Source organism: Acidovorax sp., assembly GCF_046314175.1.
Taxonomy (GTDB): domain Bacteria; phylum Pseudomonadota; class Gammaproteobacteria; order Burkholderiales; family Burkholderiaceae_C; genus Acidovorax.
This window is the reverse complement of sequence record NZ_JBKBXG010000006.1, coordinates 1-14,459: the sequence shown is the minus strand read 5'-3', so window position 1 is coordinate 14,459 and position 14,459 is coordinate 1. Positions and strand designations below refer to the sequence as shown.

Sequence of the window (14,459 nt, the reverse complement as noted above, 5' to 3'; positions counted from 1 at the left end):
TATAAGCCCCGCTAGCGCAACCCGCGCACGTTTGATTCGCCACGCGTTGAGGGGGCTTGCCGCCCACTCAACACATATTGTTTCGCCTCTGTTGCATTCGCTGGAGCGCGAAACAAACCGAAAAGAACCGAAACCGCGACGAGAAGACGCTGGCCGCACCGACCGGCACCATTGCGGTCATGTTCAACGCGATTTGCAAACAATCCCTCGGCTCCACCCTCTGTGTGCACAGAAAAGGCCGCTCGATTGTTTCCAATACCGGAACAGTCAGTTTGCGACGGGGTGGTTTTTCTTTGAACACCCCCGGCGTACAGTTCAACCCATCGATGAGCCGAACCCGCAAGGCGACTCACCGAACCCGGGTTGAAGCAGTTTTCGATGTCGCTTTTCCCCGGATTTTTTGAGACGCTTTTTTAACTTCAAGGACTTATCAATCATGAACACCACCGCACGCTTCCTCTCCATCGCCGCTGTTGCTGCTTTTGCCTCTTTTGGTGCCCAGGCTGACGAAGCGGACGCTTCGCAGTTCGCCACCAAGTTTGAAACCAACCGCACCCGCGCCGAAGTGCAAGCCGAAGCCGCCAGCGTGGCACAAACCCGCAGCACTGAGCCAGCAGGTTCGCGCGTGGTGACGTATTCGTCCACGGCTGACCGCGCTGCAGTGCGTGCCCAGGCCGCTGAGGCGGTTCGAACCGGCCAGATCCCCCACGGCGAAATCGGCTCCATGTAATTGCCGCACCGCTTGATTCAGTCCGTTTTCATCACACCCAGTTTTTAATCTCTTCAGGAGTTTCACCATGAACAAGACCGCTCGTTTCCTCTCCATCGCTACTGTTGCTGCTTTCACTGCTTTCGGCGCCCAGGCTGATGAAGCCGACGCTTCGCAGTTCGCTACGAAGTTCGAAACCAGCCGCACCCGCGCTGAAGTGATGGCGGAAGCCTCCACCGTGTCGCAAACCAGCGGCGCCATCCCCGTAGGTTCGCGTGCTCTGGTCTACACCTCTACGGCTGACCGCAGTGCCGTGAACGCCCAGGCCGTGGACGCCCTGCGCACCGGCAAGATCTCTGCTGGCGAAATCGGCTCTCTGTAAATCGCCGACTTCTCGCTGCAGCTCGCACTGCAGCGACTCTGGCAAAAGGCCGGGGCTCCGAAAGGGGGCCCCGGCCTTTCGCGCTTTCAGGCACCAAAAATTCTGCCTGGCCACGGCAAATCGAAACAGACCTTACATCTGGAGCCAGAAAACCCGTCCATAGAATGCCCGCGCGACATCGCAATCCGCTCGCAAATCACCACCCCAATCGACCCGAACGTTTTCATGATCAACGCTGCCGCGCTGTCCAAAGCCACTGCCCTCCTTGCTGAACTCAGAACCAGCCGCCAATTCGACGGCTACAAGGCATGGGGCGTCAACAACGTGGAACTTGCCAATCAACTGGGTGAGAGGATCAGCGGCGGAAGCACCTCTTGGCCCAACCAAGGGGGCACCAGCCTGTGCGGACCCGCAGCTTTCATGTTCTGTCTGATTCACGACCGGCCCGACCTCTATGTGGGGCACATCATCGATTTGTGGGCAGGCCGACCTGCCACCCTGGGGCAGCGCAGTGTCAGGCCCAACGCCCAAGTCCGAACCACAGCAGAAACTATGGTGCCGAACTCACAGCAAACATTGCCCGCAGCAGCCAATATCAATGCGGTGGACTGGATCAGCATGGCAAGCCTGCGCAACGACAGCCCTGACCTGAATCCCTTCGCGGACTATGACCATCCGAGTGCGACGGTGTCGGCAATCACCCGTCCCAGATACATGCAAGGTTGGTTCCATGCTGCAGGCGCCACCACCTTGCTCGACAACACCAATGAAATAGTTCCGCTTGCAGATTGGAACGAGTTGCTGGAACTGGCGCCCTACCAGGCCAGTGGATGGGTGGTCATGCTGGTTTCCGCGGCAATGTTTCAGGGAGCGGGTGGCAACACCTACAAAAATCACTGGGTGGTGCTGAACGGCCCGATTTCGGTCAATGGCAGGCCTATCAGCATCTACAACAAGACCAACAAACCCGACCTTGAAACAGCCTCGATCCAGGCCAGGGTGTTCACGTGGGGAAATGAGTCGCAGGGCCTGGCCACCACCAAGTCGCTGCCCCATCTGTCGCATTTTCTCAAGTGCTTCCATGGGGGCATTGCCTTTTCATCCATTCCGTAATCGCTTTGCAGGATCGCTTCATGCCCTCGCTCCTTCACGCTCTCGCCCGCTCTTCTCCAGCGACTGCTTGGCGATTCCGTGCCATTGCTAGTGCCATGGCGCTACTGGTCGGCACAAGCGTGCACTCCGCTACCCCGCTGCCCGACCAAACAGCACGCGCATCGTCGCCGCCAGGGGACATGCCGGGTACCAGCATCCAGCCCACGCGGCTGGAGTCGGCAGGCGCCATCCACAACGATCACAGGAGTCTTCAGCTTGTTTTTTCGCCCAAGGGCGATCGGTTCGCTCATGTGCATGACCGCGGGCTGGAGCTGTGGCAAAGCCAACCGCTCAAGCGACTGACCAGTGCCCCGGAGACATCAGGACTCGGTATTCGCCAAGTGCAATTCAATCCCCACGGCCAACTGAACTACATCGATGGCCGAAAACACGCGTGGATCACACCTGATCTACAACGTGGCATGGGTGGCAAGGCAGATCTCATCAGCCCGGATGGGCGCTATGCGGTGCGTACCGGACTGCGCGAAGGCGAAGATGGTTTTGCACCGCAGTTCTACAACGCCACGAGCGATGTGTACGACCTGCAGGAACAGCGCAGCGTATGCCAGTTTCCGGCCATTGGATGGGTGACGAACGCAGCATTCACTGCGGATTGGTTTGCCGTTCAATTGGCATTCACAGGCCCTCAGCCGCCCAAACCATTGGCTCTGTGCGAGATGGCCACCGGGCGTGCTCTCATCATGCCGTTCGGCGATGCTCGCACTGTCACGCCCACGCTGGACCCACAAGGTCGGTGGCTGATGGTGCATGCGAGCGGTTCCCGCCTGCTCGGACTATCGGATTGGCAAGAAAGCAAACTGTTTGCGCTGCCTCTCGCTGAAAGCGCTTTCGCAAAGAATCCCAACAACGAGCCCTATCCGTGCGCCGAACTGCCGTGTGGCCAGCCCGCATCCGCGCTGGTAGCAACTTTGCCCAAGGCGAAGCCGGGGACATCACCCGACGGAAATTGGCTGGCCGAGTGGGGTAGCGATCAAACCATCAGGATGCATAAAAGTCCGGACATGCAGCAAGTGGCCACGCTTGCACATGGGCCCTATCAGGGAAACATCAACCAAAGCACGGGGGGACGCCGGGCGGTGTTCTCGGCCAACAGCCGCTGGATGGGGCTGCAGGCGGGTCGCCAGCTGTACCGGGTAGATCTGCACAGCAACCCATTGCGCCTGCAAGAGCTGACCCCGCCCCCTGGCGAATTTGATTTGCAGGGAGTTTCCAGCGATGGCCACTACTGGCTGGTGCTGCACAGTAGCGGCCCCAATATGCGTTTGCAAGGCGCCTTGTGGCATGCAAAACCTTGATGTCAACCGACAACTCTGACGGCGATCAATTGCACGAACTGGTTTGACATTGGGCCTGATCTGCAAACAAAAGGGCTTCCAACTGGAAGCCCTTTTTTTGCGTGCATTCGCCTTCAGAAGAGCGGCGACTCCACGCCTTTACGCGGAGTCGCCATCACCAGCGAGCGTCTGTCTTGCAGTTACTTGCCAGCCCGTGCCTGCGCCACAGCGCCCTGCACGTCTTTCCACAGCGCTTCGCCCACGTTGGCCGAAATGCTGGCGTTGACCGCACCCAGCTTTTCGCGCATGCGGTTGGCTTCGGCGGCGGACAGTTCGTTGATCTGCATGCCCTTGGCTTTCAGGTCTGCCAGCGCTTTGTCGGCTTCGGCGCGGGTGTCCTGGCGTTCAAAATCACGGCTCTTTTTGGCGGCGTCCAGCAGCACCTTTTGTTCTGCCTTCGACAAACCGTCCCAGTATTTCTTGCTCACCAGAACAATCCAGGGGCTATAGACGTGGTTGGTGACCGTGAGGTACTTTTGCACCTCATAGAACTTGCTCGACAGGATGGTGTTGTAGGGGTTCTCCTGGCCGTCCACTGTCTTGGTTTCCAAGGCGGTGAAGAGTTCTGAGAACGGCAGCGGCACTGCATTGGCGCCCAAGGTTTTGAAGCTGTCGAGGAACACGGTGTTCTGCATGACGCGCAGTTTGATGCCGTCCATGTCTTCCAGCTTGGTGATGGCGCGCTTGTTGTTGGTCAGGTTGCGAAACCCGTTCTCCCAATACACCAGGCCCACCAGGCCCTTTTCCTGCAGCTTGTCCATCACCTTCTGGCCCACGGGGCCGTCCAGCACCACATCGGCTTCCTTGGCGTTGTTGAAGAGGAAGGGGGTGTCCCAGATCGCCATTTCCTTGGTGATGCCCACCAGCGTGGCGGTGGAGCCCACCATCATCTCTTGCGCGCCACCAATCAGCGCCTGCTGCATCTGCACGTCCGAGCCCAGCGCTGCAGCGCCGATGGCGCGGATCTTCATCTTGCCGCCCGAGGCTTTTTCGACCTCTTCAGCAAACACCTTGGTGGCGCGGCCCTGGTTGGACACTTCGTTCAGGCCGTAGCCAAAACGGATGAGGCGCGGCTTGATGTCTTGCGCGGCGACCTGGAACGAGCAGGTGATGGCAGCCACCGAGAGGGCGGCCAGCAGGGTGCGACGGAAAGTTTTCATGGGTTGTCTCCTTGATGAAATGGCAGGGTGAAAAAACGGGAAACCAAACAGCAGCGCGCGTTAAAACATCAGCTTGAGCGGCCAGAGCACGATGGCGGGGAACAGGATGAGCAGGACCAGCATGGTCATGTAGATGAGCAAGAACGGCATGACCCCACGGATGACGGGCTCCATACGCAGCCGCCCGATGCCAGCCACCACGTTCAGCACCGTGCCCACAGGCGGCGTCAGCAGCCCCAGGCAGCCCACAAAAATGAACACGAAGCCGAAGTACACAGGGTCAATACCGGCCTTGGCGGCCAGGGGCGCCAGCACCGGCGCGAGGATGAGGATGGTGGGCGTGAGGTCCATCACCATGCCCACTGCCAGCAAGAAGGTGCACACCACGGCCATGAACAAAATGGGGCTTTGTAGCAGCGGGCCCATGCTTTGCGCCAGCTGGTTGGGCAGGTCCGCCAGCGTCACCATGTAAGACGCGGCCGTGGCCGCGCCGCACAAGAACATGACCACCCCCGTCGTCTTGGCGGCTGCCACAAACACCTTGTAGATACCCGCCAGGTTGAGTTCGCGGTACACCAGCGTGGCCACCAGCAGCGCATACATGGCCGCCACCACTGCGGCCTCGGTGGGTGTGAACACGCCCATGCGCAGACCACCGATGATGATGACCGGCATCATCAGCGCCCACGCACTGCTCACCAGTGCGCGGCGGCGCTCGGGCCAGGTGGTCTTCTCGGCCACCGACAGACTATTGTCTTTGGCCACCCAGCGCCACACCATCACCAACGCCACGGCCATCATGATGCCGGGCACGATGCCCGCCAGAAACAGCTTGCTGATGGAGGTGTTGGTCGTCACGCCGTAGATCACCATGGGCATGGACGGCGGCACGATGGGCGCGATGATGCCGCCCGCCGCAATCAGCCCGGCGCTGGATCCATCCGGGTAGTTCTGGCGCCGCATCATGGGCAGCAGCAGCGTGGCCAGCGCGGCAGTGTCGGCAATGGCCGAGCCGCTCATGGACGCGAGCATCAGCGACGCGGCGATCGCCACGTAGCCCAGGCCGCCAGGGATGTGACCCACAAAGGTGCGCGCCAGGTCGATGATGCGGCGGCTCAGGCCACCGGCGTTCATCAGCTCACCGGCCAGAATGAAAAACGGCACGGCTAACAGCGGAAAGCTGTCAAACCCGGCCTGCATGTTCTGCGCAAGCAACTGCGCATCGAAAAAGTCGAGGTGCACCATCAGCGCCAGCGCGGTGAGCATGAGCGCAAACGCAATGGGCACCCCCAGCGTCATGGTGGCGAACAGCACGAAGAGAAACAGGGCAATCGTCATAGCAGCTTCAGCCTTTGGTGGCCGTATCGGCGTTGTGCGGGGCTGTGTGGGAATCAGGCGGCGTGGTGCCGCGCAGGTCGTGCCAGGCTTGCAGCAGCAGGATGGCGGCCATGCACACGCCCATCAGCAAGATGCCGCCCGCGCCCAGCGCCAGCGGGTAGTTCATAACGGGGCTGCGGCTGTCCATGCCCACCACCACCTGCTGCCAGGCGCCCGATATCAAAAAGTACAGCGCCAGCGCCATCAACCCACGCGACAGCCAGCGAAGCACCGCAGCGGGCGCGCCCTTGAGCCGCGCCGTCACCAGGTCGAACCCCAGGTGCTGCCCTTCGCCAAACGCCAGCGTGGCCGCCAGGCACACCAGCCACACAAACAGCAGGCGCGACAGCTCTTCAGACACCACCCAGCCGGTGCCCCACAGATAGCGCTGCACCACGTTGCCAAACACGGCAATCACCATGCCCAGCAGGCTCAGCGCCATGAGCGCCTCGACCACGTGCTTCAAGAATTTGCGAATCGCCATGGCTTAGACCTCCAGGCTGGGGTTGGACACAGACGCGGCCACCGGAGCCACAACAGGCGAGCCTTGCAGCCACTGCTCAACCTGCGCGCCCAGTTCTGCCAGTGGGCGGGTGGCATCCACGCGGAGCACTCCGACCTCGCTGCTCGGGTCTTCCAGCGTTTCAAACTGGCTGGCCACCAGGCTGACAGGAAACAGATGACCGGGGCGCGCGGCCACCCGCTCGCGCGCTTGGTCTTGCGTGAGGCTCAAGAACACAAAGCGCAAACCCGGCACGGCAGCGCGCAGGCGGTCACGGTAGCGCTGTCTTAGCGCAGAGCAGGTCAGCACGACACCGCCGGGGTGGGCCTGAAGCTGGGCGGCCAGCGTGTCCAGCCAGGTCTGGCGGTCGTCGTCGCTCAAGGGCACTCCGCTGCGCATCTTGTTGACGTTGCTGGAGGAATGGAAGTCATCGCCTTCCAGCAGCGGCAGCCCCAGGTGCGCAGCGCACACCTGGCCCAGGCTGGACTTGCCGCAGCCGGCCACGCCCATGACCACCAAAAACACTGTTGAGGGCACAAAACTCATATTGGTAGCGCTATCCAATGAAACCCAAAAAAACATCCAGGCCGGATGTCTGAGAAAAAGAATCGAGACCGTATCGAACCTGCATCAGCACCTGCAGATGTAGCTTGTCGCCCGTTTCGGACAGCGCTATCCTATTCATTTACGCGCCCACAACACCGAGGGAAAACCCTTGTCAAACCCTTCCAGCCCCGGCAAATCCGAGTCCAGACGCCGCTCCAGTGGCCGCACTACCTTGAGCGATGTGGCCAGGGCCGCAGGGGTCAGCCCCATCACCGCGTCCCGCGCCTTGCGCGGCGAACGCGGCGTGGCGCAAGAACTGGTGCAGCGCGTGAAAGACGCCGCCGCTCAACTGGGCTACGTGCCCGACCCCGCTGCGCGCGCCCTCGCATCGCAGCGCAGCGTGCAGGTGCCGGTGCTGGTGCCGCTGTTGTCCAACGCGCTGTTTGTGGACGTGCTCGAATCCGTGCACCGCACCCTCTTCCCACACGGCTACCAGGCGCTGATCGGCGTGACGCATTACGACCCGCTGGAAGAAGAACAACTGCTGCGCACCTACCTGGCGCAACGCCCGGCAGGCCTGCTGGTGACGGGTTTTGACCGCACCGAGGCATCGCGCCAGATGATTGCCGCCAGCGGCGTGCCCTGCGTGCACCTGATGGAGATGACGCCCGCACCCGGTGTGTTCTGCGTGGGCTTCTCACAGCAGGATGCAGGCCACGCCATGACGGCCCACCTGCTGTCGCGCGGCTACAAGAACATCGCCTTTGTGGCGGCCCAGCTCGACCCGCGCACCATGCAGCGCGCCGAAGGCTACCGCCGCTGCCTGCGCGAAGCCGGTGTGTACGACCCGCGGCTGGAGTTGCTCAGCCCCCAGCCTTCTTCCATCCGCCTGGGCGCAGAGCTGCTGGAGGAAGTGATGCGCACCCGTCCCGGCGTGGATGCCGTGTTTTTCTGCAACGACGACCTGGCACAGGGTGGCCTGCTGGCCGCACAGCGCCTCGGTGTGGCTGTACCCGGCCGCGTGGCCATTGCAGGGTTCAACGACCTGGCGGGCAGCGACCAGATGCTGCCTCCACTGACGACGGTACGCACCCCACGCTCGGCGATTGGCGAAGCGAGTGCGCAGATGCTGCTGGCGCTGATGCGCGGCGAGGTGCCACCAAAGAACTCGGTGAATCTGGGATTTGAGTTAACGGTACGGGAAAGCACCTGAGCCAAACCGGGCAGACCCAGCGACGCCGCAGCGGGCATCCACACGAAACACCAGGCTGATTTTTGAGTGTTTTCAGGCCCTAGCGCTTGATGGATAAGCGCTGATAGCTATCATTTTTGAAATTTTTTAAAGCGTTGCCGGGGCTTCGCTGTACGAGGGATAGGCGTCGATGCAGACGCCCATCCGGCGCATGATCCACTCGCCCCGCGCGTCTTTCAGCATCGCGTTCCAGGTTGAAAAACTGGACACGCGGCGAATGAACTTCTCCCAGTCGTCGTCCGATGTTCTCTCCAGAAACACAACCTGCTCAGGAACAAACGCGCTGGCACGCAGCAGCGCACCGAAATCCGGGAACATGGTGTGCCTGGCAACAAAACCGGGGGTGAGCAGTTCGTCCACTGGAATAAAAACAGCCCGGCTGGCGGTCCTTTGCGGATCAACACGGGGCAACCGGTGGTCCAGGGGCAATACGTTCGCTTGGGCGCGTGGCATGGGGGCTCCTCCCAGTCTTTTGGTCACTGGCGGTTGCAAATACAACACTGCGCACATCGTGACCGCCAGAACGCACGGCATCTGTGCGCTGTCGCACTGACCCAATACCTTGCCCCAACCGTCGAAAACTATCAAAACAATAGCTGCCAGCGCTTACCCCATAAGCGCTAGCGGCCAAAAACACCAAAACTCCGGTACAAAACCCCGGTCACGTCAGGCGCGCGCCAGCGCCCTTTCTGACGACGCCCTGATCTCCTTGCGCATCTGCACCGCATCACGCGCCTGGCTCGTTGCCGATACGTCGATGCGGAACACCTGGACGGTCTCGGTCACCGTCTGTGCCTGGCCGTTGAGCTGCATGGCAGAGGCTGCGTTTTCTTCCACCAACGCAGCGTTCTGCTGGGTGATGGTGTCCAGCTGCGCCACGGCAGCGTTGACCTGCGAGATGCCGCTGAGCTGCTCGTTCGATGCGCTGTGGATCTCGCCGATCAGCGTGTTCACGCGGCGCACCAGCTCCAGCGATTCGGTCATGGTTTTCTGGGCGGCGTCGGTCTTTGCGTGGCCTTCGCTCACCTTGGTGGCCGAGTCGTCGATGAGCTGGCGGATCTCCTTGGCGGCCGACAGGGTGCGGTGCGACAGGCTGCGCACTTCAGACGCCACCACGGCAAAGCCCCGGCCTTGTTCGCCCGCTCGCGCGGCCTCGACCGCAGCGTTCAACGCAAGGATGTTGGTCTGGAACGCAATGGAGTCGATCAGCTGCGTGATCTCGCTGATGCGACCCGACGCCGTCTGGATCTGCTTCATGGTGATGGCCACGCCGTCCACGGCTTCGCTGCTGCGCTCGGCCACTTGGGACGCCTGCGTCGCCAGCACCGTGGCCTGGCGGGCCGATTCGGCCGTCTGCTTGACGGTGCCAGTGATCTCTTCCATCGACGCCGCCGTCTGCTCCAGATTGCTGGCCTGCGCTTCGGTGCGGGACGACAGGTCCTGGTTGCCCTGAGCGATCTCGCGGGTGGAGACCTGCATGTTTTCGCTCTCCTGGCGCGCGTCGCGCACGATGGACAGCAGGTTCACATTGAGCTGGCCCAGCGCCTTTTGAAGGTGGCCCACCGTGTCGCTGCGTGATGCGGAAATGTTCTGTGTGAGGTCGCCCGCCGCCATGCGGTTGGCCCAGCGAAGCATCTGCGCAAGCGGCGCCACAGTCACCTGATGCAGGTACACCGCCATGCCCAGCGCCAGCAGCACCACACCCAGCCACGCAGCGCCCGAGCCCAGCGTCAACGTGTGGCCGCCCACCAACGCGGCGCACCACGAGGCCACCACCAGGAGCAGCGTGCACGCCATCATCTTGCCCATGGCACCCAAGCGCAGCACGCCCGACAGCTTGCCCCACAGGTTGTTTTTGACCAGCACACCAGCGCGCAAGGTGTGCACCAGTTGGCCCGCCTGTTTTTCGGCCTGCATCTGCTTGTACAGCGCATCAGCCGCCTGGATCTGCTCGCGCGTGGCCTCGGTGCGCACCGACATGTAGCCGGTGGGTTGGTCGCCCTGCATCAGCGGGGTGACGTTGGCCATCACCCAGTAAAACGTGCCGTCCTTGCGCCGGTTCTTGACCGGGGCGGACCAGGGGATGCCGCTTGCGATGGTGTGCCACATGTCGCGGTACGCCTCTTCGGGCATGTCGGGGTGGCGAACGATGTTGTGGGGCTGGCCCAGAAGCTCTTCTTTTTCGTAACCGCTGACCTCGATGAACATCGGGTTGCAGTAGAGGATGCGGCCCTTGAGATCGGTGGTGGACACCAACGTCTGGCCCTTGGGAAACGCATATTCTTGCGTGCTGACGGGAAGATTGACGCGCATAGGAAGCCCCTCTTTGATGGATGCGTCGTCACTCCAGAACCTGATAACACGGCAATGACGGCAGCGACGGCAGTGGAAGAACCGAGAACATCCTATTTCGATTTTTCGCAATTTGAAACAGGGAAATCGCTCCGGCCACACATCTTCCAGTTTGGTGCAGCCCTCCAAAGGCAGGTGGCGACACTTGATGCACCGCACCAATGTGGGAGCCGGCGGAGTAGCAATATTGATAAAAATCGGCTCTAGCGCTTATCTGCAAAGCGCTATCAGCTATTCTTTTAGAAGCACCTGACCCACCCTGACCTCAGGCGACGATAAAAACACCGCAGCCCGCCGCTACGCGCTGCGGGCCGATTGCGCCCCACACCAGTGCAAACCATCTGGCACGGCCATTGCTTGGAAAGCACAACGACCCGGCAGGGTCACGCGATTCTCCCGTGCAACGGCGCACAGAAGGGTCGCAAGGACGAAGGCGTCCCCACATGCGGTTTCGAGTTGACATCGAAGCAGCATCGTGTGGACGCCTTTTTTGTTTTTCGAATTGCCCAGACGATGAACCGACGGAGTACGTCACGATGAAAAAGCTCAAACTGGTGATGGTGGGGAACGGCATGGCCGGTGTGCGCACGCTGGAAGAGCTGCTCAAGATTGCCCCCGATCTGTATGACATCACGGTGTTCGGGGCCGAGCCGCACCCCAACTACAACCGCATCCTGCTGTCGCCCGTGCTGGCCGGCGAGCAGACCATCGACGAGATCATTCTGAACGACTGGACCTGGTACGCCGACAACCACATCACCCTGCACACCGGCTTTACCGTGACCGACGTGGACCGCGTGCGCCGCGTGGTCAGCGCCACGGGCGCAGCGGGCGATGTGATCACCGCCGAATACGACCGCCTCATCATGGCCACGGGCTCCAACCCGTTCATCCTGCCCATTCCCGGCAAAGACCTGAAGGGCGTGCTGGCCTACCGCGACATTGCCGACACGCAGGCCATGATCGATGCTGCCGCCACCTATAAACACGCCGTGGTCATTGGCGGCGGCCTGCTGGGCCTGGAGGCCGCCAACGGCCTCATGAAGCGCGGCATGACGGTGAGCGTGGTGCATGTGATGCCGTCGCTGATGGAGCGCCAGCTGGACGACGTGGCGGGCAAGATGCTGCAGAAGTCGCTGGAAGACCGCGGCATGCGGTTCTTGATGGGTGCGCAGACGCAAGAGCTGGTGGGCAACGCCGACGGGCGCGTGGCCAGCGTCAAGTTCAAGGACGGCACCGAGGTGCCCGCCGACCTGGTGGTGATGGCCGTGGGCATCCGCCCCAACACGCAGCTTGCCGAAAAGATGCGCCTGCACGTGAACCGCGGCATTGTGGTGAGCGACACGCTGCAGACCACCACCGACGCACGCATCTACGCCGTGGGCGAATGCGCCGCGCACCGGGGCATTGCCTATGGCCTGGTGGCGCCGCTGTTCGAGCAGGGCAAGGTGTTGGCCAACCATTTGGCGGAGTTCGGCATCGGCCGCTACCAGGGCTCGCTCACGTCCACCAAGCTCAAGGTCACGGGCATTGACCTGTTCAGTGCAGGCGACTTTCAGGGCGGCGACAACACCGAAGAGATCGTGATGAGCGACCCCTTTGGCGGTGTGTACAAAAAGCTCGTCATCAAGGACGACAAGCTGATCGGCGCCTGCTTGTACGGCGACACGGTGGACGGTAGCTGGTATTTCAAGCTACTGCGCGACGGCCGCAGCGTGAGCGACATCCGCGACAAGCTGATGTTTGGCGAGAGCAACATCGGCGACGTGGGCCACCAGGGCCAGAGCAAGGCGTCCGCCATGGCCGACACCGACGAGGTGTGTGGCTGCAACGGCGTGACCAAGGGCGCCATCTGCAAGGCCATCAAGGACAAGGGCTTGTTCACGCTGGAAGAGGTCAAGAAGCACACCAAGGCCAGCGCATCGTGCGGCTCGTGCACGGGCCTGGTCGAGCAGATTTTGATGTTCACCGCCGGTGGCGACTACAGCGCCACGCCCAAGACCAAAGCCATGTGCGGTTGCACCGACCACGGCCACCAGGCGGTGCGTGAGTCGATCCGCGCCAACAAGCTGCTGACCATTGCCGATGTCTTCAAGTTCATGGAGTGGAAGACGCCCAACGGCTGCGCCAGCTGCCGCCCGGCCATCAACTACTACCTCATCAGCACCTGGCCCAAAGAGGCCAGGGACGACCCGCAAAGCCGCTACATCAACGAACGCAGCCACGCCAACATCCAAAAGGACGGCACCTACAGCGTCATCCCGCGCATGTGGGGGGGGGAGACCACAGCCGACGAGCTGCGCCGCATTGCGGATGCCGCCGATAAGTACGACATCCCCACCATCAAGGTCACCGGCGGCCAGCGCATCGATTTGCTGGGCGTGAAAAAGGAAGACCTGGTCAACGTGTGGAAGGACATTGGCATGCCCAGCGGCCACGCCTACGCCAAGGCGTTGCGCACCGTGAAGACCTGCGTGGGCAGCGAATGGTGCCGCATGGGCACGCAAGACAGCACGCAAATGGGCAAGGACCTGGAGCGCGCCATGTGGCGCATGTACGCCCCGCACAAGGTGAAGTTTGCAGTCAGCGGCTGCCCGCGCAACTGCGCCGAGGCCGGCATCAAGGACGTGGGCATCATCGGCGTCGATAGCGGCTGGGAGATGTATGTGGCGGGCAACGGCGGCATCAAGACCGAGGTGGCGCACTTTTTTACCAAGCTGAAAACCGCTGAGGAAGTGCTGGAGTACACCGGCGCGTTTTGCGAGCTGTACCGCCAGGAAGGCTGGTACCTGGAACGCACCGTGCACTACGTGAACCGCGTGGGCCTGGACTATGTGAAAAAGCGCATTCTGGAAGACCACGAAGGCCGCAAGGCGCTGTGGGAGCAATTGCAGTTTGCGCTGGACGGCGAACCCGACCCGTGGTTCGAGTTTGACAAGGCCGCGGTGGACACGCGCCAGTTCATCCCGATTGCCGCGGCTTGACCCCGTTTATTAAACCAAATATGCCTTCAGCGCTTGATGGATAAGCGCCAAAAGCTACCAAAGGAATAGCAATGAGCGAATGGAAACTGATCTGCCGCGTGGACGAGATCCCCGTGCTGGGTTCGCGCCGCGTGACGCGCCCGCAGGGGCTGGATGTGGCGGTGTTTCGCAATGACGTGGGCGGTGTTTTTGCACTGCTGGACCGCTGCCCGCACAAGGGTGGGCCGCTGTCGCAAGGCATTGTGTTTGGCACGCATGTGGCGTGTCCGTTGCACAACTGGACGATTGGGTTGTGCGACGGGCAGGCGGCGGCGCCGGATGAGGGGTGCACGCCGAAGTTTGCGGTGAAGGTGGAGGATGGGGTGGTGTATCTGGATGCGTTGGAGCTGGGGTCTGTGGCTCTTGATTTGACCCGGCCTGTGGCTGGGCCTGCGCGGCGCGTTGCTGTGGATTGAGATGTCTTTGTTCGCGCTTCTTTTTGACTCTGTGCCTTTGCAAAAGGCGGAGGCCGGGGTGTGCGCCCGGCAGCGCAGTGACTTTCTTTTGCGTCGCCAAAAGAAAGTCACCAAAGAAAAGGCGACCCTACACGCTGCGTCCCCACACGCCCTTGCGGGCGTGTGGGGAAACCTGCGGTGCTCGCGTCCAGCGGGGTCTCGCTCGAACTCGCTTCGCTCAGACAATCGCGAGC

The 14,459-nt window shown here is 61.7% G+C and carries 14 protein-coding genes; 8 read left to right on the top strand and 6 right to left on the bottom strand.

Annotated features, from left to right (window positions below; translation table 11 throughout):
- Nucleotides 1-56 precede the first annotated feature (56 nt).
- The 5 genes from ACK4OE_RS02800 to ACK4OE_RS02780 all read left to right on the top strand — a co-directional run bounded on the left by ACK4OE_RS02800 (nt 57) and on the right by ACK4OE_RS02780 (nt 3,559).
- The gene (locus ACK4OE_RS02800; protein WP_409882845.1) at nt 57-404 is read left to right on the top strand and encodes a hypothetical protein; all 348 of its coding nucleotides are present in this window, start codon (nt 57-59) and stop codon (nt 402-404) included.
- 32 nt (nt 405-436) lie between these two features.
- A complete protein-coding gene (locus tag ACK4OE_RS02795) occupies nt 437-730 on the top strand; it encodes a DUF4148 domain-containing protein (protein WP_409882844.1) in 294 nt (97 codons plus the stop codon).
- A 67-nt stretch (nt 731-797) separates the two neighbouring features.
- Nucleotides 798-1,091, top strand: coding sequence for a DUF4148 domain-containing protein (locus tag ACK4OE_RS02790; protein WP_409882843.1), 294 nt, complete (start codon nt 798-800; stop codon nt 1,089-1,091).
- A gap of 225 nt (nt 1,092-1,316) precedes the next feature.
- Nucleotides 1,317-2,204 (top strand): hypothetical protein, encoded by an 888-nt coding sequence (locus ACK4OE_RS02785; RefSeq protein WP_409882842.1) that lies wholly within the window; start codon nt 1,317-1,319, stop codon nt 2,202-2,204.
- Nucleotides 2,205-2,224: 20 nt separating this feature from the next.
- Complete coding sequence (locus ACK4OE_RS02780; protein ID WP_409882840.1) at nt 2,225-3,559, top strand: hypothetical protein; 1,335 nt, start codon at nt 2,225-2,227, stop codon at nt 3,557-3,559.
- 179 nt (nt 3,560-3,738) lie between these two features.
- On the opposite strand, the gene ACK4OE_RS02775 is transcribed toward ACK4OE_RS02780, so the two are convergent.
- The 4 genes from ACK4OE_RS02775 to ACK4OE_RS02760 are packed head-to-tail and all read right to left on the bottom strand — an operon-like array spanning nt 3,739 to nt 7,183.
- Nucleotides 3,739-4,758: a TRAP transporter substrate-binding protein gene (locus ACK4OE_RS02775; protein WP_409882838.1), complete on the bottom strand. Its 1,020-nt coding sequence runs from the start codon at nt 4,756-4,758 to the stop codon at nt 3,739-3,741.
- A 60-nt stretch (nt 4,759-4,818) separates the two neighbouring features.
- Nucleotides 4,819-6,096 carry a TRAP transporter large permease gene (locus tag ACK4OE_RS02770; protein WP_409882837.1) on the bottom strand — a complete coding sequence of 426 codons (1,278 nt, stop codon included), beginning with the start codon at nt 6,094-6,096 and terminating at the stop codon, nt 4,819-4,821.
- 7 nt (nt 6,097-6,103) lie between these two features.
- On the bottom strand, nt 6,104-6,619 hold the full coding sequence (locus ACK4OE_RS02765; protein ID WP_409882835.1) for a TRAP transporter small permease: 516 nt from the start codon (nt 6,617-6,619) through the stop codon (nt 6,104-6,106).
- 3 nt (nt 6,620-6,622) lie between these two features.
- Complete coding sequence (locus ACK4OE_RS02760) at nt 6,623-7,183, bottom strand: gluconokinase (RefSeq protein WP_409882833.1); 561 nt, start codon at nt 7,181-7,183, stop codon at nt 6,623-6,625.
- Between the two features lie 169 nt (nt 7,184-7,352).
- Here ACK4OE_RS02760 and ACK4OE_RS02755 point away from each other — a divergent pair, with 169 nt between their 5' ends.
- A complete protein-coding gene (locus ACK4OE_RS02755; RefSeq protein WP_409882832.1) occupies nt 7,353-8,396 on the top strand; it encodes a LacI family DNA-binding transcriptional regulator in 1,044 nt (347 codons plus the stop codon).
- 126 nt (nt 8,397-8,522) lie between these two features.
- On the opposite strand, the gene ACK4OE_RS02750 is transcribed toward ACK4OE_RS02755, so the two are convergent.
- Both ACK4OE_RS02750 and ACK4OE_RS02745 read right to left on the bottom strand, forming a co-directional pair.
- Nucleotides 8,523-8,888, bottom strand: a complete 366-nt coding sequence (locus tag ACK4OE_RS02750) for a hypothetical protein (protein WP_409882831.1) — start codon at nt 8,886-8,888, stop codon at nt 8,523-8,525.
- Nucleotides 8,889-9,101: 213 nt separating this feature from the next.
- On the bottom strand, nt 9,102-10,748 hold the full coding sequence (locus ACK4OE_RS02745; RefSeq protein WP_409882830.1) for a methyl-accepting chemotaxis protein: 1,647 nt from the start codon (nt 10,746-10,748) through the stop codon (nt 9,102-9,104).
- 575 nt (nt 10,749-11,323) lie between these two features.
- On the opposite strand from ACK4OE_RS02745, the gene nirB reads away from it, so the two are divergent.
- Both nirB and nirD read left to right on the top strand, forming a co-directional pair.
- Nucleotides 11,324-13,771: a nitrite reductase large subunit NirB gene (gene nirB / locus ACK4OE_RS02740; RefSeq protein WP_409882829.1), complete on the top strand. Its 2,448-nt coding sequence runs from the start codon at nt 11,324-11,326 to the stop codon at nt 13,769-13,771.
- Nucleotides 13,772-13,842: 71 nt separating this feature from the next.
- Entirely contained in the window at nt 13,843-14,226 is a 384-nt protein-coding gene (gene nirD / locus ACK4OE_RS02735) for a nitrite reductase small subunit NirD (RefSeq protein WP_409882828.1), read from the top strand.
- The last annotated feature ends 233 nt before the right edge of the window (nt 14,227-14,459 follow it).

Bases quoted from the DNA above. Each gene is read 5' to 3' on its own strand.
- ACK4OE_RS02795 (WP_409882844.1), top strand. From the start codon at position 437: ATGAACACCACCGCACGCTTCCTCTCCATCGCCGCTGTTGCTGCTTTT.
- ACK4OE_RS02790 (WP_409882843.1), top strand. From the start codon at position 798: ATGAACAAGACCGCTCGTTTCCTCTCCATCGCTACTGTTGCTGCTTTC.
- ACK4OE_RS02785 (WP_409882842.1), top strand. From the start codon at position 1,317: ATGATCAACGCTGCCGCGCTGTCCAAAGCCACTGCCCTCCTTGCTGAA.
- ACK4OE_RS02780 (WP_409882840.1), top strand. From the start codon at position 2,225: ATGCCCTCGCTCCTTCACGCTCTCGCCCGCTCTTCTCCAGCGACTGCT.
- ACK4OE_RS02775 (WP_409882838.1), bottom strand. From the start codon at position 4,758: ATGAAAACTTTCCGTCGCACCCTGCTGGCCGCCCTCTCGGTGGCTGCC.
- ACK4OE_RS02770 (WP_409882837.1), bottom strand. From the start codon at position 6,096: ATGACGATTGCCCTGTTTCTCTTCGTGCTGTTCGCCACCATGACGCTG.
- ACK4OE_RS02765 (WP_409882835.1), bottom strand. From the start codon at position 6,619: ATGGCGATTCGCAAATTCTTGAAGCACGTGGTCGAGGCGCTCATGGCG.
- ACK4OE_RS02760 (WP_409882833.1), bottom strand. From the start codon at position 7,183: ATGAGTTTTGTGCCCTCAACAGTGTTTTTGGTGGTCATGGGCGTGGCC.
- ACK4OE_RS02750 (WP_409882831.1), bottom strand. From the start codon at position 8,888: ATGCCACGCGCCCAAGCGAACGTATTGCCCCTGGACCACCGGTTGCCC.
- ACK4OE_RS02745 (WP_409882830.1), bottom strand. From the start codon at position 10,748: ATGCGCGTCAATCTTCCCGTCAGCACGCAAGAATATGCGTTTCCCAAG.
- nirB (WP_409882829.1), top strand. From the start codon at position 11,324: ATGAAAAAGCTCAAACTGGTGATGGTGGGGAACGGCATGGCCGGTGTG.
- nirD (WP_409882828.1), top strand. From the start codon at position 13,843: ATGAGCGAATGGAAACTGATCTGCCGCGTGGACGAGATCCCCGTGCTG.